The 20,960-nt window shown below is 34.5% G+C and carries 21 protein-coding genes and 2 pseudogenes; 13 read left to right on the top strand and 10 right to left on the bottom strand.

The features are described from left to right. Window positions 1–4 precede the first annotated feature (4 nt). The 13 genes from MJ631_RS00880 to MJ631_RS00820 all read left to right on the top strand — a co-directional run bounded on the left by MJ631_RS00880 (window position 5) and on the right by MJ631_RS00820 (window position 9,971). The gene (locus MJ631_RS00880) at window positions 5–199 is read left to right on the top strand and encodes a hypothetical protein (RefSeq protein ID WP_262986446.1); all 195 of its coding nucleotides are present in this window, start codon (window positions 5–7) and stop codon (window positions 197–199) included. Next, window positions 196–1,629 (top strand): hypothetical protein, encoded by a 1,434-nt coding sequence (locus MJ631_RS00875; RefSeq protein WP_262986445.1) that lies wholly within the window; start codon window positions 196–198, stop codon window positions 1,627–1,629. Before MJ631_RS00880 ends, MJ631_RS00875 begins: the two co-directional genes overlap by 4 nt. Window positions 1,630–1,635: 6 nt before the next feature. Then, window positions 1,636–2,196, top strand: coding sequence for a hypothetical protein (locus tag MJ631_RS00870; RefSeq protein ID WP_262986444.1), 561 nt, complete (start codon window positions 1,636–1,638; stop codon window positions 2,194–2,196). A gap of 77 nt (window positions 2,197–2,273) precedes the next feature. Then, window positions 2,274–3,443, top strand: coding sequence for a phage tail sheath subtilisin-like domain-containing protein (locus MJ631_RS00865; RefSeq protein WP_262986443.1), 1,170 nt, complete (start codon window positions 2,274–2,276; stop codon window positions 3,441–3,443). Window positions 3,444–3,458: 15 nt separating this feature from the next. Beyond that, window positions 3,459–3,965 (top strand): phage major tail tube protein, encoded by a 507-nt coding sequence (locus MJ631_RS00860; RefSeq protein WP_208571690.1) that lies wholly within the window; start codon window positions 3,459–3,461, stop codon window positions 3,963–3,965. A 46-nt stretch (window positions 3,966–4,011) separates the two neighbouring features. Continuing rightward, window positions 4,012–4,266: a phage tail assembly protein gene (locus MJ631_RS00855; RefSeq protein ID WP_262986442.1), complete on the top strand. Its 255-nt coding sequence runs from the start codon at window positions 4,012–4,014 to the stop codon at window positions 4,264–4,266. Window positions 4,267–4,381: 115 nt separating this feature from the next. Continuing rightward, window positions 4,382–6,652: a phage tail tape measure protein gene (locus tag MJ631_RS00850; protein WP_262986441.1), complete on the top strand. Its 2,271-nt coding sequence runs from the start codon at window positions 4,382–4,384 to the stop codon at window positions 6,650–6,652. Further along, window positions 6,652–7,008 carry a phage tail protein gene (locus MJ631_RS00845; protein ID WP_262986440.1) on the top strand — a complete coding sequence of 119 codons (357 nt, stop codon included), beginning with the start codon at window positions 6,652–6,654 and terminating at the stop codon, window positions 7,006–7,008. Before MJ631_RS00850 ends, MJ631_RS00845 begins: the two co-directional genes overlap by 1 nt. Then, a complete protein-coding gene (locus MJ631_RS00840) occupies window positions 7,005–7,214 on the top strand; it encodes a tail protein X (protein ID WP_262986439.1) in 210 nt (69 codons plus the stop codon). Before MJ631_RS00845 ends, MJ631_RS00840 begins: the two co-directional genes overlap by 4 nt. Beyond that, window positions 7,215–8,150, top strand: a complete 936-nt coding sequence (locus tag MJ631_RS00835) for a phage late control D family protein (RefSeq protein ID WP_262986438.1) — start codon at window positions 7,215–7,217, stop codon at window positions 8,148–8,150. Window positions 8,151–8,202: 52 nt separating this feature from the next. Next, window positions 8,203–8,736 carry an ankyrin repeat domain-containing protein gene (locus MJ631_RS00830; protein WP_038227557.1) on the top strand — a complete coding sequence of 178 codons (534 nt, stop codon included), beginning with the start codon at window positions 8,203–8,205 and terminating at the stop codon, window positions 8,734–8,736. A 72-nt stretch (window positions 8,737–8,808) separates the two neighbouring features. Continuing rightward, the gene (locus MJ631_RS00825; RefSeq protein WP_007302999.1) at window positions 8,809–9,036 is read left to right on the top strand and encodes a hypothetical protein; all 228 of its coding nucleotides are present in this window, start codon (window positions 8,809–8,811) and stop codon (window positions 9,034–9,036) included. Window positions 9,037–9,056: 20 nt separating this feature from the next. Beyond that, window positions 9,057–9,971 carry a patatin-like phospholipase family protein gene (locus tag MJ631_RS00820; protein ID WP_262986436.1) on the top strand — a complete coding sequence of 305 codons (915 nt, stop codon included), beginning with the start codon at window positions 9,057–9,059 and terminating at the stop codon, window positions 9,969–9,971. Between the two features lie 95 nt (window positions 9,972–10,066). On the opposite strand, the gene wmk (MJ631_RS00815) is transcribed toward MJ631_RS00820, so the two are convergent. The 10 genes and pseudogenes from wmk (MJ631_RS00815) to mutL form a co-directional block, all read right to left on the bottom strand. Continuing rightward, on the bottom strand, window positions 10,067–11,053 hold the full coding sequence (gene wmk / locus MJ631_RS00815; protein ID WP_236515186.1) for a WO male-killing family protein Wmk: 987 nt from the start codon (window positions 11,051–11,053) through the stop codon (window positions 10,067–10,069). A 46-nt stretch (window positions 11,054–11,099) separates the two neighbouring features. Then, complete coding sequence (wmk, locus tag MJ631_RS00810) at window positions 11,100–12,002, bottom strand: WO male-killing family protein Wmk (RefSeq protein ID WP_262986435.1); 903 nt, start codon at window positions 12,000–12,002, stop codon at window positions 11,100–11,102. A 100-nt stretch (window positions 12,003–12,102) separates the two neighbouring features. Next, window positions 12,103–12,585: pseudogene (locus MJ631_RS00805) on the bottom strand (hypothetical protein); the annotation flags it as partial. Window positions 12,586–12,677: 92 nt separating this feature from the next. Then, window positions 12,678–14,432: a reverse transcriptase domain-containing protein gene (locus tag MJ631_RS00800; RefSeq protein WP_262986433.1), complete on the bottom strand. Its 1,755-nt coding sequence runs from the start codon at window positions 14,430–14,432 to the stop codon at window positions 12,678–12,680. 255 nt (window positions 14,433–14,687) lie between these two features. Then, complete coding sequence (locus MJ631_RS00795; RefSeq protein WP_255521118.1) at window positions 14,688–14,819, bottom strand: hypothetical protein; 132 nt, start codon at window positions 14,817–14,819, stop codon at window positions 14,688–14,690. A 62-nt stretch (window positions 14,820–14,881) separates the two neighbouring features. Further along, a pseudogene (locus MJ631_RS00790) lies at window positions 14,882–15,595 on the bottom strand (hypothetical protein); the annotation flags it as partial. 191 nt (window positions 15,596–15,786) lie between these two features. Further along, window positions 15,787–17,019, bottom strand: coding sequence for an IS256 family transposase (locus MJ631_RS00785; RefSeq protein WP_262986431.1), 1,233 nt, complete (start codon window positions 17,017–17,019; stop codon window positions 15,787–15,789). Between the two features lie 91 nt (window positions 17,020–17,110). Continuing rightward, on the bottom strand, window positions 17,111–17,776 hold the full coding sequence (locus MJ631_RS00780; RefSeq protein WP_262986430.1) for a JAB domain-containing protein: 666 nt from the start codon (window positions 17,774–17,776) through the stop codon (window positions 17,111–17,113). Between the two features lie 170 nt (window positions 17,777–17,946). Next, entirely contained in the window at window positions 17,947–18,885 is a 939-nt protein-coding gene (wmk, locus tag MJ631_RS00775) for a WO male-killing family protein Wmk (protein WP_262986429.1), read from the bottom strand. Between the two features lie 68 nt (window positions 18,886–18,953). Then, window positions 18,954–20,816, bottom strand: a complete 1,863-nt coding sequence (gene mutL / locus MJ631_RS00770; RefSeq protein ID WP_262986428.1) for a DNA mismatch repair endonuclease MutL — start codon at window positions 20,814–20,816, stop codon at window positions 18,954–18,956. Window positions 20,817–20,960 lie beyond the last annotated feature (144 nt).

Raw genomic sequence — 20,960 nt, 5'->3', positions numbered from 1 at the left:
AAAAATGCCAAATGATAAAACAAGCAGAGAGTATCCATTACCTCATCCAGAAAATATTGCAGTGGAAGATGTAGTACGTATTCGAAGAGCTATAGAAAAAGTAGATGAAGATATTACCGAAAGAGAAGATGAGCATAATCAACTAAAAAATAATTTTAAACGATTTAGATTTGAAACTTTTTTGAATTTTTGGGAATGAAAGAAGCAATATACCAAAGGATAAAGGATTTAGCAGCAAACAGCACACCTGATCAACTTGCATATCTTGCAAAATCGCTGGAATTGATAGCAGATAAAAAAGCTATTTCTGATATTGTGCAAATGGCTAAAATAAAAGAAATAATTGATGCACTACAAGAAAGGCTTAGGGATTTAGCAGTAAACAGTACACCAGATCAATTAGCATATCTTGCTAAAGCACTGGAATCAATAATCGACAAAAGTGCGGTTTCTGAAATTGTACAGATGACTGATGGTAAGCTAAAAGAACTTCTTGATAGTGCAAAAAAACACTTAACTGATCTGGATAATAAAAAAGCTAGTTCTTTAGCAGTGATCTCTGAATCAGAGAAGCAGTTATTAAAGAGAATTGATGAAAAAGGAACAACAAATTTATCGCTACTTGATACGAGAAAGAATGCCAATATTGCAGCAATAAACAGTGTTGGCAATGATCATAAAGATGGTCTTAAAGGTTTAGTAGAAGATTTTCGTGCTGTTAATAATGTACCATCTGGCTCATCAATTATTAGGGAAATAGAAACTCGTGATAACCAATTAAAAACATCCCTGATAAATGAGGTAAAAACTCGGGATGAACAGTTAAAAGCGTCTCTTATAAATGAAATAAGAAAGCGCAACATGGTTGAATCAGGGTCATTACCTTTCTTATTTGGTGTACTTGGCAGAAAAAATAATTACTATGGCCACGGAACTTTTACAACAGAGCTTGGAAAGTGGAGTAGTGATATAACAAAAACTGACTATATGTTACAACTACTAGCAGGTAGCCATACGTACAATACAGATTACGTTAGTTTTTATCGGCCAAGACAACTAAGTTTTATAGAGGGAAGTAAAGGAACATTTATTTACGGAGAGTTATGCACAAAAAGTTTTTCGGGTAGTTATGATGAGATATACTATTACCCGTATGCTGCACTTGGAGTAGTATTTGTAAAAAATACAACGAATGTGAACATAAATAAGACAATGGAATTTGTTGGATCATCGTACTCGAGTACAGAGTATGGGGGAGCAGGATTATTTGTAGGAACTCCTGATAACACTAATTCTAATAAATCAAGAATTTCAAGAATAATATGGAAAAATGTTTACCAATACACGAGTTCTGATAGCAAGTTAGCCGGATCTGGTAATGTGGAGATTCCAGCAGGAAAAACAGTTGCAACATTACTTTACACATCATCTTACCTATGTTCCAGAACACAAGTCAGTCAAGGTATGCTTGCATCAAATTATGTATACAACTATGGTCAATTTATCCAGTGGGGAATATATAACATACGTAGCAATTTTCTAACCACAGGGCTTGAGGTGGATGTAGAGAGAACACTAAAGGCTTGGCAATGTCCAGGGTTATCTGAAACTTATGAGCTCTGGAGGTAGCAAAGAATGCCAATTTATATTAGATTTGAAAATAACAAACAGATAGAAGTAACAGTACTTGAAAATAAGCCAACTGGGAATGATTGGTATGAAGCACCAGAAGATTTTGATTGGCAAAAAAGCTATTGTTTAACAGAGGGAGGAGAAATTGCTCAGCGTACTAAAGAAGATATACAAAAGGAGTTACTGGATAATGCAAAGCTTTGTGCATTTGATAGTATGCGCTTCTATTATGATAATCATACTCACCAATATGCAGGTCATTCTCACCAAAAAGCTAAATCTTATGAGATTCAAGCGGAAGCCGCAAAAAGCATTCTAGCAGCACCAGAATCTATGAATGAAAAGGATAAAGAAATTATAGAACCTTTAGCAAAAGTCCGTGGTATTACGGTTATTGAAATGGCAAGAATAATCGAGGAAAAAGTGAAAAAAGCAGTAAAAGCAATAGTGAAATGCGAGGAGTTGGAAGACATGGCGAAGAGGAAAATTGAAGAAGCTAAAAGTGAAGTAGAGCTACAGACTTTGCTCGATGATTTTAAACAAAAGATGCAAAAAAATGGCTGAAGAATTTTTACATGCCCATAATAGCCCTATTCCTATAGTGAGTAGGGTTATCTTTCTCTCTTATTTATTTATATCATATGTTTAACTTACAACATGGTGTAAATGTTATTGAGGTAACCTCAGGAGCAAAGACAGTACGTACAGCTAAATCATCAGTGATAGGTGTAATTGGTACTGCACCTGAAGCGGATGAGCAAAAATTTCCGCTAAATAAACCAGTGTTAGTTGCAGGAAGCTTAAAGGAAGCAGCAAAGCTTGGAAGGAGTGGAACTCTTTTCTCAGCAGTAAAAGGAATATTTTCCCAAATTGGTGCAACAGTAGTAGTTATTCGAGTTGAAGAAAGTGATCCAAAATTAAAAGAAGAAGAGACGCTGAAGAATATAATTGGCGGTGTTGATAAAGAGACTGGAGAGTATCAAGGGATAGAAGCATTCCTCAGTAGTGAAAGCATAGTTCATGTTGCTCCAAGAATATTAATTGCACCTCAATTTACTCACCAACTACCAGAAGATGGCAAAAATCCAGTGGTTGCAGCATTAATTCCTATAGCAGAAAAGCTGAGAAGCATAATAGTAGCAGATGGTCCAAATACCAATGATGAAGAAGCAATAAAATGGAGAAAAAGTGTAGGCAGCTCAAGAGTTTACGTGGTTGACCCATGGGTTAAGGTGTATATTGAAGGAAAAGAAGAAATCTTGCCTCCAAGTTCATTTGTAGCTGGTTTAATAGCGAGAGTAGATAGCGAACAAGGATTTTGGCACTCACCTTCAAATAAAGAGATAAATGGTATTGTTGGAACAAGCAGGCCTATTGATTTTACGCTCGGTAATATAAATTGTAGAGCAAACCACTTAAATGAAAATGAAGTAACAACGATAATTCATCAAAATGGCTATAGGCTTTGGGGCAATAGAACATGTTCAAATGACTCAAAATGGGCTTTTCTGTCAGTAAGAAGAACTGCAGATTTAATCAACGATAGTTTACTTCGAGCTCATTTATGGGCAGTTGATCGAAATATTACCAAAACTTATATAGATGATGTGATTGAGGGGGTGAATTCCTATCTGGCAAGTTTAAAAGCACAAGGAGCGATTATCAGTGGAAGATGTTATGCAACCCCAGAACTCAATACGCCAGCAAATATTGCAAGTGGAAAAGTATACTTCGACTTTGAGTTTACACTACCATATCCAGCAGAGCAGATTACTTTCAGGTCACATCTTGTGAGTGGTACAATATTATAAAAATGGGAGAAAGAGATGTTACCGAAGATTTTAAAGAATTTTAATGTATTCGTAGATGGTCGGGGTTATGCAGGGAAAATTGATGAAATTACCCTACCAAAACTCACCATTAAAACAGAGGAATATAGAGCTGGTGGTATGGATATCCCAATAAATATTGACATGGGCATGGAAAAGCTTGAAGCAGACTTTACTTTCGCTGAGTATGATTCAGAACTATTTAGACTTTTTGGCTTGATAGATGGAAACTCAGTATCTTTAACTCTTCGTGGAGGAATGCAAGGAAGTGGTAGTAATGATATTGAAGGAGTAATAATCAATTTAAGAGGCATTTTTAAAGAATTTGATTTTGGTAGCTGGAAACCTGCTGAAAAAGCCACTCTTAAATGTACTGTAGCTGCCCATTACTATAAACTTACTATAGGTGGTAATGAGCTGATAGAGATCGACGCTGAGAATATGATTAGAAAGATAAATGGTGTGGATCAGATGGCCTTGCTGCAAACGGTTTTAGGTATTTAGGTTTAATTTTAAAAAGATTTTAGAATTTTATTTTTTAGGAGAAAGTATGACAACAGTAAAACTTGATAATCCAATAACAGTTGATGGTATTTCTATCTCAGAATTATCGATGCGTGAACCTAAAGTAAGAGATTTACTGGCTATAGAACGCATAGAAGGAGAAGCTTTGAAAGAAGTAGCTTTAATTACTAATCTAGCATCCGTACCAAAAGAAGTAGTTGAAGATTTATGTATTAAAGATTATGTAGAAATACAGAAGGTGCTAAAAGGTTTTTTGTCGCCGCTGGAACAGAGGAGTTAAGATTCAATATTTTAAAACTTAGCTCAACAACAGGAAGTGGAATTGAGCAAATTATTAATATGAGTACAAAAGAGTTTCTAAAGTGGTTAGAAGTAAGTGAAGGAGTAACAAAAAAATGTCAATGCTTTCAATAAAAATAGGTGCAACGTTAGATGGCAGTTTTAATAATGCAATGACAGGTAGTGCAGCAAAGCTTTCTAAGTTGGGTGATAGTATAAAGCAGCTTGATTCATCAATGAAATCTGTTTCCAAATTTAAGCAACTAAATCATGATGCCCTTGAAGCCATGAAGAATTGGAAGGAAGCGGAGAAGAAAGCGAAAGAATCAGCTACAGCAGTTGCTAAAGAGAAGAAGGAAAAAAAAGAGCCAAGCAAAGCACTGAGAAATGAATTCGAAAAATTGAAAGCATCGGCATCAAGGGCAAAAGAGGCTTATATTAAAAAGAGAGATGCACTTCACACATTAAATGAAGAAATAAGGAAAAGTGGAAAGGATATTAAATCTTTAGTGAGGGATCAAACTAAACTTGGTTCATCTATTGAAGTGCTAAAAGGGAAATATAGTAAACTAGGATCTGTGATACAAAAACAGCAAAATGCTTTAGCAAGAAAAGCACATTATAAATCACAAGTAATGGAGACTATAGGGCTAGGACTTTCGCTTGCAACGCCAATTAAAGTTGCTATTGACTTTGAAAGTGCTATGGCTGATGTTAAGAAAGTAGTAGGCTTTCAAGAAGGGACAAACGAAGCTAATGAATTTGCTCAAAAATTAAAGAAGTTATCTCGTGAAATACCGCTATCAGCTGCAGAGTTAGCACAAATAGCTGCAAGTGGTGGTCAACTTGGTATTGACAAAAATAAGCTACTTGAATTTACCACAACAGTAGCTAAAATGGCTACAGCATTTGACATGTCTGCTGAACAAGCTGGTGATTCTATTGCCAAACTCGCTAACATTTATGGAATTGCAGAAGAAAAAATGGAAGGAGTTGGCAACGTTATAAATCACCTCTCAGATAACACTGCTGCCAAAGCAAAAGATATGGTTGAAGCTCTAGCAATAGTTGGTGGTACCGCAAAACAATTTGGTTTAGATATTAATCAGACAAGTAGTTTAGTAAATGCCTTAGTTAGTTTAGGTAAACAACCAGCAAAAGCAGGAACTGCCATAAACGCTTTACTTTCTAAGCTCCAAACTGCTGAGGGACAAGGAAAAGAATTTAAAGCAACATTGGAATCCATGGGCATAACTGCAGAAGAGATGTCACAAAAAGTTGCTCAAAACGGTCAAGAAGCATTACTCTATTTTTTTAAAACTTTAGAGAAAATAGATAAACAAGAACGTTCACAAATCCTTCTCAATCTCTTTGGTCAAGAATATCAAGATGATATTGCATTGATAGTTGGAAGTCTAAAAAAATATGAAGGTGCCATAGCTCTTGTAGCTGACAAAGAAAAGTATAAACATTCCATGCAAGAAGAATTTGACAATCGCGCAAGTACTACAGCAAATAATTTGCAGCTACTCAAAAATACAATAGCAGAGCTAGGAATGAACTTAGGGTCAGTTATGCTACCTACTTTAAATTGGATAAGTAAGATTTTGAGGTCTATATCTACAGGTATAGCTTGGTTCGCAGAGAAGTGTCCAATTTTGACTACAGGAGTTATGAGCATAATTTCAGCTCTTATTATTGGCAAGATTGCAGTGGTAGGTTTTGGTTATGCATTTGCATTAGCTGGGGGTGGAATATTAACTTTTAAGGCTATTTTGCAGGGAACACTTTTACCAGTACTAACTTCGTTATCAGCGCGAGTAATTCCAGCAGTGATCATGGGACTGAAAGCTTTAACGCTAACCAATCCTATAGGAGCTGCTGTTGCTGGACTATCAGTTGGTGCAGCGCTTGTAATTGCTGATTGGCAAAAGGTGAAGGACTTTTTTTCAAGTATCTGGAAATCAATTACAAAACCTATAGAAAATTGGATTGGTATAGGAAAATTGTTTAATGATAATCCAATAAAAGCATTAGAGATACCAGTAGAAGCAAAAATAGGCAGTGCAACTAGTGAAAATAGAAATGTTTTTAGTAAAGGAAATCCTTTATTGAATAATAATGCTTTTAGTGGAGTTTCGAATAGTAGAACGAATATTATTGAAAGTGTGATTACAGAAAAAGGTTCTATAGCAGATAATTCAGAGAAAGTTTTAAAAGACTGTGAAAAGTGTGAACAAAAAATTTTCAATCAAACTTTTACATTTAATATAAGTATTAAAGCAGAACCTAACCAAGATGTACGTAGTCTTGCTGATGCAGTAATAAAAAGAATAAGAGAAAAATCGCGAGACGTTCTATTTGATTCAATAGAGCCAATTTACTAATGCTATCACTTGGTCAACATAAGCTTTCTCCAACAAGTGTAAGGTACAGTAAAGAAAATCGTTGGAGTACTATTGAGTGTATTGGTAAAATACCTTCATTACAAAATATTGGCCAAGGTACAGAAAATATAGACTTAGAAGGAGTAATTTATTTACATAATCTCAATGATTTAAATCAATTAAAAAGTATGAAAGAAGCTGAGAAAAATCAGGAACCAAGTATCTTAATAGACAATTTAGGAAATGTTTTGGGAAGATTTGTTATTGTGCGGTTAGAAGAAAAGCAAACGTCGTATTTTCCATGTGGATTAGCAAAAAAGGTTCAATTTAGCTTAAGTTTAAGGCGTTATGCATGACAGTACATTATATAACCCGAGAAAACGAAATGTTAGATTACGTATGTTTTAAACACTATGGATATAGCTCTGGAGCAGTAGAAATAGTATTGGAGGAAAACCCTGGACTTGCAGATTATGGAAGTTTTTTGCCTGCAGGATTAAAGATCAGGTTACCTACAATACAAGAGCAATTAAAAAAGTCGAAGTTAAAAGTGTGGGAATAAATGAAACCTGAATTTAGCATTGAAGGAATAAAAGATCATGTAATATCGGTGCATCTTACCGACGAATCTGGTACTATAGATGATGTTGCAGAGGTATGTATTGATCATGGCAATGAAAATGTAGAAATTCCAAATGAATTGAACATAGCACTAGGTTATAAGGAAACGGGAATCTTTCCAATGGGTGTATATACAGTCAACGAAGTTACGATACAAGGCCCACCTAAGACTCTACTAATCAAAGCTCATGCAACAAATTTAAGAATATCTTTGAAGGCAAAAGTATCAAAAGAATGGCGCCAAATTACCATAGAAAACTTAGTAAAAGAAATAGCCCAAAAACATGGATATGGATACAAAGTCGCTGAGGAATTTAAGAATGTATTAATACCCCATATTAATCAGGTAGATGAAAGTGATATAAGTCTGTTAACAAAGATCGCAACAGAGCGTGAAGCAATGGCAAAATTAGCTGGTGGGTACATATTATTTATTTCAAAAAACATGGCAAAATCAGCCACAGGAAAAGCTTTAGGAACAACGACTATTAGACCTCAAGACAGAATTAATTGGAAAGTGCATTTTACTGTACGTGATAAGTATAATTCAGTAGTAGCAAAATGGCATAGCTATGAAAAGGGTGAGACTATTAAAGAAACAGTTGGTAGTGGCGAGCCAAGTTATATTATGCTAGAAATCTATCCAAATGCAGAGTCAGCATTAAGTGCAGCAAATGCCAAGTTGAAACAATTGAAGCGTAACAATGAAACTTTAGATATAACTATGCCTGGTAATCCAGAGTTATTTGCAGAAGCTAAACTTAATCTTATAGGTTTTAATCAAGCGGTAGATGGTAAATGGATAGTTAATAGAGCGGAGCATACTTTAAATAGCTCAGGTTACCTTACTATGTTGTCAGCATCTTTGAGTAAGTAATGTTAATAAAAAATGAGTAAATGATCTATTTAATATTAAAAAGATGTTGAATATGGATAAATTGGGTCAAGATACAAAAAACAAGCTGCATTTTTGGTGGCTTATAACAGTAATAGTATGTATTATTGCTACCTATTCCTACATGAAGGCAAAAGCTGTAGATAATTATAAAACGATATTACGCATTGCTTCTCAAAATTGTAACTTAGAGACTGTAAAATTCTCAGTAAAAAATTTATTAGATATTGATACACACATGCCTAAGTTAACTGCGTTACATTACGCTGCAGAAGGGGGATGTTTAGAGATAGTTAGGTTTTTAATAGATGAGGGAGTTAACGTAAACATTATTAACAAGTATGGAAGCACAGCACTACATAATGCTGCATATTATGGTGATTTAAGGATTATCAAATTTTTGCTAGAAAAAGGCGCTAATCCTAACATTATAAACGATGATGGAAAAAAACCTAGAAATGTAGCTGTGTTAAGGTCAAGGCACAACAAAGACAAGCCCTACGATCAAATAATAAAGTTACTTGCAGAAGCAGAGGATCAATACGAATCAACAAAAAGTAATCACTAAAGCTATAAGTTTTCTATAATCTGTACATAAACTTCCAAAACTATCCATAATAAATTCACATTTTAAATTATTATGCAAAATCAAAAAATCCCAATTACAGTAATTATCACGTTATTAATACAAACAGTAGCATTTATATGGTGGTTATCCAAGCTAGACTCAAGGGTACAATTTCACGATAAACTTATTGAATATGGTTTAATGGAAAAAGTGTTAGTACTTGAGGAAAGGGTAAAAAATCTTTCTGAGGAATTGGATGAGTTTAAATTACACGTTCTAAGCGGAAAAATTAAATCTTAATACCTTTACCCAAATTCACAATGATTAAATATATTTTATCCGTTGATGGAGGTGGCATTAGAGGCATCATACCAGCCATTATTCTAGCAGAAATAGAGCAAAGGACAAGAAAACCGATAGCTGAAATCTTTGATCTTATGGCAGGGACCTCAACCGGTGGAATTGTTGTAGCTGGATTATGTAAAAAAGATAAACCTCAATATTCTGCTAATGATTTAGTCGAGTTCTATCGGGAATATGGACCATATATTTTCAAGTCTTCATTTTTTAGGCGATCAATATTATCTTGGTTTAACTGTGCACAATACCCATATAAAAATATTGAATTTGTATTGGACAAATATTTTGGTGATGATACTCTACAAAACACTTTAAATAATGTACTGCTTACCAGTTACGACATTCAGAATAATTGCCCATTTTTCTTCAAAAGCTGGAAAGAAGGTAATATTAAGCTGAAAGATGCACTCAGAGCTGCAACGGCTGCACCTACTTACTTTGCACCTAAATATCTTAAAATCAACCACAAGGAAATGGTATTAGTGGATGGCGGGGTATTTGCAAATAATCCAGCGGCTTGTGCATATGCAAGTGGTAAGAGGTTATTTCCAAATGATGATATTCTACTGTTATCGATAGGTACTGGAAGAACAGATAGAAGCATAGAGTATGCCAATTCAAAGAGATTTGGAAAAATAGGCTGGATAAAACCTTTGTTAAATGTGATGTTTGCCTCTGGATTGGACTGCGTAAATTATCAGATGAATCAAGTAATAGGCAATAGATACGTAAGAATACAATCGCAATTGAAGCTAGCGTCGGCTGACATGGATAACATTACATCAAAAAATATCAAATCTCTTCAACAAGAGGCAAATGCAATGATAGAGGACAATCAGAAATTAATAGATAAACTTTGCGATTTCATATCTTAATTTATACCAAGCAAAATTCAACTGAGCCAAAAAAGTTGGTTAGCAAATTCTGCTGGTTAAATCATTAACTAACTTTACTTATATCTTAAACACATTCAATTTTCACACTCACCCAACTCATCAGCAGTTAGGCCACTTGCTCGCACAATAATATCAATAGCAACACCTTCCTTAACTAGATCTTTTGCAATCTTGATTTTCTCTGCTTTTTTAACCTTTTCTTTACCAGTTTGCATTCCTTCAGATAAAGATCTGGCTACCGTATTCAGTAATTCTTGATCCTCAATTTTTTCGCATTTACCTATAAACCCAAAAACTGGCTCATTTTCATATTCTGTTAGTCCAAGAGCTTTAATGTTAACTGATAATGTCTTTGCTATCTTATATAATATTTCAATTGGAATGTCTGTATATCCTCGTTCATAGTCGTGTATTTCTTTAGGTGTTGAACCAATTTTATTTGCCAAGTCCTCCTGAGTGTATTCCCGTATTAATCTCTGCTCTTTTATCCTTTTTCCCACTTTGTAGAGTATAGAATCAGTACAAATTTCTTTCTCTATATCATCATATTCATAAGTAGATAAGCGAGTCACTTGGGAAATAATATCAACTGAAACTCCTTCTTTCACTAGATTCTTTGCTACTTCTATTTTCGCTTCTTCTTGGCTAATTTTCTCGCTAATATATACAAACCTTACTAATGGATACAGCTTCTTGCGTAATTCCTGATCCTTAATTTCTCTATGTATTTTTGTTAGATAGACTATTTCTTTATCCTCATCTTCATACCAACTGTTTTCTCTTAGTACTGTTGGTCCTGGAAGTAGATCTATAACATTGACTGACAATGCTCCTGCTATTATATACGATTCTTTGATTGTAATAGCCTTGCACCCTAGTTCAAAGTTATGTATTTCCTTATGTGTTAAACCAATTTTGCTTGCTAATTTTGCCTGAGTATACCCTTGTACTATCCTACAACCTTCTATTTTTTTCCCCAGCTCGTAGCTTGCTGAGCCAATATGCTCTGAATTATCATAGATAAATCCTCTAAAAGCTGTTTTTCCTACAGAAGCAAACATATATTCTATCACAAAAAAATCCACTATTGGCTAAGTTTTTATGAAATCACAAAAATTTCTCAATCATATAATTTGATAAGCCTGTCGTTTGCAAGATAATATCAACAGAAATTCCTTCTTTCACTAAATTCCTTGCAACTTCAATCTTCTTTTCCTCTCTGACCTTTTCTCTACAAACATGTATACCTTCAAATAAAGACTTGATTAGCATATCGCGTAATTCCCGGCTCTCAATCTTTTTGTATTCTCCTATCAAATTTGATAGCTTTTCTTCCGCTTCTTCATCTGATTCGGGAAGCAGATCTATGATGCTGATTGATAATACCTTTGCTATTTCATCTAACATTTCAAGTGAAACAGCAGCTCTCCCTTGTTCATACTCGTATATTCCTTGATTTGTTATGCCAACTTTATTCGCTAAATCTTTTTGTGTATATCCTCGTATCAATCTCCACTCTTTTATCCTTTGCCCTACTTTGTATGGAACCGAAATTTTGTTCTCCTCATACTCACCAATAGATAGGTTAGTTGTTCGAGAGATAACATGAGCAGAAACTCCTACTTTCATCAAACCCCTTGCTACTTCTATTTTTACCGCTTTTCTGCTTCTTTCCTCGCTCAAACGAATAAATTTGGTTAATAAATAAAATACCTCGCTTAATTCTTCATCCTTATACCCCTTTACTAAATTTAATATTTCTTCATCTTCAAAATATCTTTTTTCATTTGGTAGTGTCTCTCCACAAACTAGACCTTTAACATTCACTGATAATGCTTCTGCTATGGCATATAACTTCTTAATTGGAATTTTACGACTCCCTTTTTCATATTGCAGTATTGCCCAGTACTTTACACCAACCTTCTCCGCTAAATCCTTTTGAGTATACCCTCTCTCTAACCTCCAACTTTTCACTTTTTGCCCTACTTCACAGTCTAGACTTTTTTCCATACAAAGAACCATACATATAATATCTTCTACTATAGCTCAAAGGCTCCAGATATAACGGCAAGAAAAAACCTCTGGAACCTTAAAGTTGGCTGTAGACGCATTAAAGTTCTCTAAAGGTTTCTTTACTACCTTCACGTATTCTATTTACCCATGAAGACAATACTTCATCATTGCTAATCTCTTTTATAGCATACTTTTCATTCCATATGCCACATCTAGTGAAATTACCTTTCTCTACTGCTTCTTGAAGTTTCACTCCCCCAAAAAGGCAGTTTTTTCCTATTTCTTCGCCTCTTTTTTGTAACTCAGCCCACATTTCCTTGTTTTCTACTCTGACTTGTACTTGATCATATTTTTTTACATCGTGGTACAATATAATATTTAGCTGACCAATGCTTGTAGGAAATTGTAATATAATAGAGCTTTCATCTGACATATCGATATAGTTTCTTATACCTCCCTTCTCGCTTTTAACCTCAACTGCATCATTACCAATTTTTAAAATATTACTTCCTAACTTTCTGTTTGCTTCCAGTATTTTGGCTACCTCTACCTTGCTATTATCAGAAAATTCTATATAGTTATCTAAGTGGGAAAAGTCGCCTCTTCCCACTCGACTTCAGAACCGTACGTGAGACTTTCACCTCATACGGCTCCTCTATAATTTGGTGCTTGTCATGCACACTTTCTATGTAATTCATCGTGACAATGTCCATGTAACAAGGATAAATTCTTTTTCATATTATTACGTCTGTTTCGGTCAATATGATGTGTTTCTAAGATATCATCATTTTTAAACCAAAGTTGACAATGACCACATTTACCTTGTTGTAACTTTAACAATTTTATTACTCTTGGTAGTTTATCTGGTATCTTCCTTAAACGATTACCCCAATAAACCCAATCGCCATCATATGGAGACTTGTTTCCTCTCACTTTGACATGCCTTTTAATAGCATGATCTCCGTGCTTAATAAGAAGAACTTTGTTATTTGTCATAAATCGCCAATTATCGTTTTTATACTTTTTAAAGTATTTATTTTTAATCCAGTATTTTCCTTTGGTTGGGTGCCTGTAGACTGCCCACTTCCAGATGTTTCTAAACACTACACTGTCAATAAACCTAAAGGTCTTGTTTGACACAACCGAAGAATAATATTTGCTCCACCCTCTAGTAATTGGGTTAAGCTGTCTTATTACTGTTTCTTGTGTTGATCCTCTTAATCCTCTAATCTTATGTTTTATAGTAAGTGTATGCTGTTTTCTGGATTCACGACTTGGTTTGACTAATAATTTATAACCCCTCTTATTATTTTTCGTAGAGTAATGCCTTATTGAGAAACCAAGAAAATTAAATCCTGGCTTTTCTCCATTTTGAGTATGAGAAATCTTTGTTTTTGAAGGTTTCAATTCTAGTCCAATGGTTTTGAGCCATTCTTCAACTATCATTTTTGCCTTCAGAATGATTTCCTTACTCTCATGTATGATGATAAAGTCATCTGCGTAGAAAATTACACTTAATGAGCTTTTTGCTTCTCTACTGCTTGCAACACCACATTTCATCTTCCTATATTGAAGAAGTTCATTCCATAACGTTTCTTTGATATATTGTTCTAATCCATTTAATGCAACACAAGCAAGTAACGGTGAGATCGTCCCTCCTTGAATTGTACCACGTTTTGTGGATTCAAATTTTCTGTTTTCCATTACTCCAGCTCTTAACCATCCTTTTATAATTCTTCTAAAGGTTGGTGTAGTGTTAAGTTTTTCCAACAGAGCATTTTGATTAATATTATCAAAACATCCAGAAATATCAGCATCTAAACAGTACGCTGTTTTCCAATTCAGTGAATTAAATATGGCTTCAATAGCATCATGACATGACCTACCAGGTCTAAAACCATACATGTTCGGTTCAAATCCTACCTCCCACTCTGGCTCTAGTGCCATTTTCATAAGTGTTTCTTTTGCCCTATCTGAGATAGTAAGTATACCAAGAGGGCGATATTCTATTGGTTTTCCAGGTTTTGGAATCCAAACACGTTTTGATGGTTTCGCTTTTTCTCTTACATTTAAAGAATATGCTAATTGTAATCTTTCTTTATGATTAAGATTTGCTTTTCCATCAATACCTGCAGTTTTCTTCCCTCTGTTATCTTGAGTTACTTTTCTGACAGCAAGTAGTTTTGCACTTATTGAATTGAGTAATAATCTTTGAAGTTTATGTACCTTCTTCTTATCATTACATATTGCAGCTTGGTAAATTCGCTTTTGTAGCTTAAATACAAATTTCTCAACTTTACGCCAAGGAATTGTATTCCATTCATACCTAACAAATTGTTGGTCTATAACATATTTACTACTATTCACAACTTTACCCTCCAAATTATAGTGTCCACGTCTGCATATCCCAAATATTACTTTGGGCATTAGCTTCTTGGACAATCCCTCCAATGTAAGTGCTTATGGCTGGCTGCCTACTTACATTCAAATGAATATAAGAGCACCTATATGGTTATCCCGTTTCACGATTTTGTTTCGTATTAGACTTAGGTTCTTACTTTTTACCGGAAGCTGAGAACATCTATAATCAAAGACATCTAACTTTAATTCCTCGTATGCTTCATACCATTTTGGTCTATGCGTAAAACAACCTTAATTTCGCATATTCAATATAACGACAATTCAATCATAAGTTTCTCTCGTAACCATATCTAACTCTGTTTGCAGGAGTTTGCTATAAGGTTTAGCATTACCTGCTTTTATCTCATGCTTGCATCCTAAAGGTTGCCATTCTTTAAAATGTGAGACATACATTATCCCTGATGTCTAGGGAAGATGGAATCTAACCATCACAAAATCGCAACTTCGGGTCGCACTGATGTTGTATTGTCTATCTCGAGATCTATTAAGGATCCTTCTTGAACAGCACTTTCGCCAGCTTTTTCTAGTTCTTCTAGTTGCTTATCTATCTGTAGCTGAACTTCTGGTTGTAGCTCATCATAGATTTCACCTATCAGTTTATTCTGTAGTAGAGTATCATGAAACTCTGCACCGCTTAACATTAATTTACGTATTACCTTTTTACGATCAACCTTATCAAATTTATGAAAATGTGTACCTAATACTACATACTCTGAGAAACTCCATTCCCCATCATTACATGCATTTAGCCTTGTTCCATCACCTATTACTTCATCTATAACTTTGTTCATCTCTTTTGGGGTTTTTGCTTTTACCACCCCACTCTTAAACCAGCTCAACTTTTCACTTTCGCTTATACTTGGCTTTATTTTTTGCAAGGCGGAGGTAAATGGATTTTTATCTTCTTGATCACTTGCAGGTTTTGTGCCATAAACATAGTCAAATCCTTTCCCACAGTTGATTTTGTTTTCGCGAACTTCTCTACCAGGGAAAGGTGCTATTTCCTCAGGCTTTTTAGCCTTATTAATTTTGCTTACAAAGGTGTTAGTACGACCTATTCCTACAATAGCATTTAACACCTCACCTTTTGATAATCTATCAAGATCAATGTTTAACTCGTAAGTACCTCCTTCTTGATCATCAAAAGGTACAATTATTTTATTACTCATATTAGCCTCCGCTATTAAATATATTTAACTAAGTCTATAACCGACTTTATTACTTTATTATTAATTTAATATATACTTTCTCATTAATTGTAAGCAATAATTAATGTACTTGCAAATACTTTCTTCATTCAAGTAGTTAAACAACTCATGAAAATCTGGGAACGTTCAAAAAAGTGTGTCAAGCCGCATTTTTAGTTCAACTCAATTTTCAATCTATCTGGAAAGAAAATATCAAGTTGAGACATAGTTAAAGCCCAATTAGGGAGAGCCATAATCCACTTTTGCTCTACCTTTTTTATAGCACAATATACCTGTTTGTACAAGGCATTTGTACTAGTAAATGAACCTTTAGTTTTAGTAAATTTCCTGATTTGTCTATGCAACCCCTCAATTGGATTGGTGGTGTAAATCAGCTTCCTAACTGGTCCAGAATACTTAAAATAACTGGATAAGTTTTCCCAATTGTTCTGCCAGGATTTTATAACTAAAGGATACTTCTCTCCCCATTTTTCTTCCAGCTCAAGCAGATAATTCTCAGCAATTTCTTTACTTGAAGCACGATATATTTTTTTCAGATCATTCATGAAAACTTTCACATCTTTACTGGATACATATTTCAGAGAATTTCTTATTTGGTGTACTATACATAGCTGCACTTCTGCACTGGGAAATACACTGTTGATGGCTGTAGGAAAGCTTTTTAGTCCATCAATGCAGGCAATTAGAATATCTTCTACTCCTCTTTCTTTGAGGTCATTTAAAACTCCCAACCAGAAGTTAGCTCCCTCACTTTCAGCCAAATAAAAACCTAATACTTCTTTTCTGCCATTTTGATTTATACCCAATATATTATACATGCATTTACTTACGCAATGTCCGTCCTCCTTGACCTTAAAAAACATGCCATCCATGAACACTATTGGATACACTGATTGCAGTGGACGGCTGCGCCATTCATTGATTACTGGTAGCAGTTTATCAGTAATACTGGATATCTCTGCTGCTGATATTTTATGGTCATATATTTCCTCAACGTGTGAAGCTATGTCTCTGTATCCCATGCCACTGGCGTATGTACTTAAGACCTTTGCTTCAAGTTCTGGATGTAGGCTTGTTTGCCTTTTTTTGACTATTTGCGGTTCAAAGCTTCCTTCTCTGTCTCTTGGTGTTAATAGTTCAAATGAGCCTGAACTTGTATTCAAAGTCTTTGAATTTCTACCATTTCTTCGGTTATTTTCTTCACTTTTAGCTGACATGTGGCTTTCTATTTCACCTTCCAGACTTGCCTCTAGCAACCTTTTTATAAACGGTGTTAATGCTCCATCTCTTCCTGTCAATGGTCTTCCTTCTCGTATAGATGACAGGATATTTGTTTCTAATTCTTTATAATCTACCAAACCAGTAGTTCTATTTGCTTGACTCATATCAAACCTCCATTTTTTATATCAATTTATTACTTTTTTTTCGGTTTGACACACTTTTTTGAACGTTCCCGAAAATCTTCAAATATCTGCTTTATAACAGTCCTTGCTCTTTAAAGCTAAAATACCCAACACTTGTGATGATAATGTGATCCAGTAACCTAATCCCTATAGCCTGACAAGCTTTAGCCAAGTCTTTAGTTACAGCTTCATCCTCATCAGATGGCTTTAACCTTCCTTCTGGGTGGTTATGCGATATTATTATTGACGTTGCTTTTCTTATTAATGCCTTTCTTGTTACTTCTCTTATGTAAAAAGGTACCTTATCCACTGTACCAGTAAACACTTCTTCCCCCTTTAAACGGCACTTTTGATCAAAATATATTATTTTCATCTTTTCCTCCTCTGAATAACCAATACTCACCCTCAAATATTTTACTATGGTTTCCAAGTTATCCATTACAGGTCCTTTCTTTAACTCTTCTCTTGGTACTCTCTTTGCAGCTTCCTTTAGGCATAAAATTACTGCTACTGTAGAGTCAGTTATCCCTTCTATAGTTTTCAAGTCATCTATTTCCTGGCCTAAAACTCCTCCTATTCCAAAACTATCTATTAGCTTTCTAGCAATAATTCGAGCTTCTTCCCTGTCATGCACTGCACTTAGAAACGTTTCTATTACTTCACGATCAAGTAGAGCTTTACCGTTGCTTTCTAATGCTCTGAACTCTATTTCTTCTCTACGATCTTTCTTATTATTCATAAAAATTACCCTTCACTAATAACAAAATGTTTTTATATATTTACTGCTGTTTTTTTGTCAGTATTGGCATAAAGCCATAGCTTTTGAGTGAAGTCAAATCAATTTCTCAATCTTTTTTACTTATTTTTTCATGAATAGGTAAAGATATTAATATATACTGATTTTTTATTTTAAATTTGTTGAATTTCGTCTAAAGAGATGCCCACTGTTTTTAAAATAATATTGATAGAAATTCCTTCCTTAACTAAATTCTTTGCAATTCTCATCTTTTCTACTCTCTTCACTTTCTCTTTGCAAACTTGTATGCTTTCAAACAGAGATTTTATTAGTACATTACGTAGCTCTTGGCTTTTAATCTTTTTATATTCTTCTATTAACCTTGATAGCTCTGCTTCACTATTCTCATTTTCTCTTGTTTCTGGAAGTAGGTCTGTAATACTAATTGATAGTACCTTTGCTATTTCATCTAACATTTCAAGTGAAACACCAGCTCGTCCTTGTTCATATTCATATATTCTTTGATTTATTATACCCACTTTACTTGCTAAATCTTCCTGAGTGTATCCTCTTCTCAACCTCCATTCTTTTATTCTTTGACCTACTTTATACGGAATGGAAATTTTTTTCTCATCATTATCATATTCATCAATAGATAAACTGGTCGTTTGAGAGATAACATGAGCAGAAACTCCTTCCTTAACTAAACCCTTTGCCACCTCTACTTTTACTGCCTTTCCACTTTCTTCCTCACTAATACGGATGAATTTAGTTAATAAATAAAACGTTTCACGTAATTCTTGGTCCTTAATCTCTTTATGTCTTCTTACTAGATTTAATATCTCTTCTTCCTCATACCTTTCCTCATTTGATACTTCTTGTCCGCAAGCTAGATCTCTAGCAGTTGTTGATAATGCTTCTGCTAATTCATATAACTTCTTAATTGAAATTCTGCGTGTTCCTTTTTCATATTGCAGTATTACCTGATATGTTGTTCCGATTTTTTTTGCTAAATCTTTTTGAGTATATCCCTTTGCTAATCTACGATTTCTTACTTCCTGTCCTATTACTTTGTAATCTAAAAAATTAGAGCATTTATTCTCTTTTTTCACATTTTATACTCCATAACCAGAAGAGCTGTTACGTATACTTAATTGGGAACCTTTTTGACAAACTGAACTCATCTCCTTTCAAACAATTTTTCTATATCACTTAGTTTCATTTCTATATACGTTAGTCTTCCGTGATCAGAATATGGAGTTTTCTCAATTTGTCTTAGTATCTCATTCATCTCTTCCAATTTCATTTTTCTTCCTGCTCCGTGGCAAGCGATTATGGATGATATTTTGTTCACCTTATCCTCTATTGGTAGCGTATCTTCTATTTCCATTAACTTATCTACTATATCAACTAGCATCTCTTTTATATCTATTGTTCCCAAGATTGCAGGTATTTCTTTTACCCTTACTTTATCTTCTGATTCTATTTCAATACCAAAACCCATTTCAAAAAGCTTATCTTTATAAGTTTTAACCATCTCCATTCCAGCTTGGTTTTTAATCTCAACTATTTCAGGAAGAAGAAGTTTTTGTCTTTTTATGCTTGATTTTTGCTTTAAGCACTCGTATATCAATCTCTCATGAGCTGCGTGCTGATCTACTATAATCAATTTGCCTTTAGCCTCAGCAATAATATAAGTATTGTAGACATGACAGCGTGCATACCCTAGAGGATGATCCGCTATTAAATCAATTTGCTCTCTTTCTAGAACCATAACTCCTTTCTGTGGTGTAGATTTCTCTATACCTTCATACTTAAAACTTCCTGATAAGCTTCGCTTTCTTTCATCTGGTGCATTGAATTCTTTCATTAGACGATTTTCTAAAAGACTTGGCTTCCTTTCGTAAAATTCTTTTTGACCCTTTACTTCTCTGCTTTTTCCATTATTAACACGCTCACTATTCCTTTGACTTTCACTAACATCAAAAGGCGAACCACCCAGTTCTTCTCCAATACCTTGACACCTAGATCCATCAATATCACTCACTGAAGAGGTACCTATTCTCATTGACAACGCTTTTATTAGCCCTCTTCTCACTATTTCATATATTAACCTCTTATTTTGAAATCTTACTTCCGATTTATTTGGATGCACATTTACATCTACTTGGTCATATGGTACTTCTAAATGCAACACTGCAAAAGGATACCTATTGTTTGGAATAAAATCGTGATACGCATACCTAATTGCACCAACAAGTAGATTGTCTTTCATTGGCCTTCCATTAACAAACGTATAAATCTGAGTTGAGTTGCCACGATTGACATTAGGTTTACAGATGTGTCCCTTAAGTTTGATGCCTTCTTCTTCCTCTTTAACTTCCAGTGAATTGCTTTGAAATTCTTTTTCTATTTCACATAATCTGTTGAACAGCGAAGTTTGCTTAACATATTTTAAGAGCTTTTTATTACCAGAAGTGAGAGTAAACCCAATACTATAATTAATCATCGCTAAGTTATTCACAATATCAACAATACTTTGTGTTTCTGTCCTTTCGGTTTTTAGAAACTTTAGTCTATTTGGTGTAGCAAAAAATAAGTCACGAACTTCAATATATGTACCTTGCAACAAAGAACAAGGGGTAATCTCTCTTACTTTTTCTCCTCCCTCATACCTTATAGACCATGCTTCCTTTGCTCCACTTGCCTTAGACGATAATTTCATTCTGCTTACTGCTGCAATTGAAGGTAAAGCTTCTCCCCTAAACCCAAGGTGCTTGATTTCTATTAACTCACTATCGCTTAATTTTGAAGTAGCGTGGCGCATAAACGCAAGTTCCAAATCTTCCTTTTCTATTCCACTTCCATCGTCTGTTACAGTTATAAGATTACGCCCACCACTTTCTATTTTGATCTCTATCTCTGAACTTCCAGCATCTATTGCATTTTCTACTAATTCCTTTACTACACTTGCTGGCCTTTCGATTACTTCACCCGCTGCTATACGGTTTATTGTTTTTGTATCTAAAAGAATTATTGCCATATTTCCAACTCTCAGTCTTATCAGGATATAGCTTGAATATCAATGCAAATCAAGTTCTCTATTAGATGTCTCAACTAATTTAAAAACAGAAATAGTTGTAAAAACCCAGCCCGAAATGTTATCTCCTGTGGTTTGAATTTTAGT

Source organism: Wolbachia endosymbiont of Oryzaephilus surinamensis, assembly GCF_025617515.1.
GTDB lineage: Bacteria > Pseudomonadota > Alphaproteobacteria > Rickettsiales > Anaplasmataceae > Wolbachia.
This window is presented reverse-complemented; position numbering and strand designations above follow the sequence as displayed.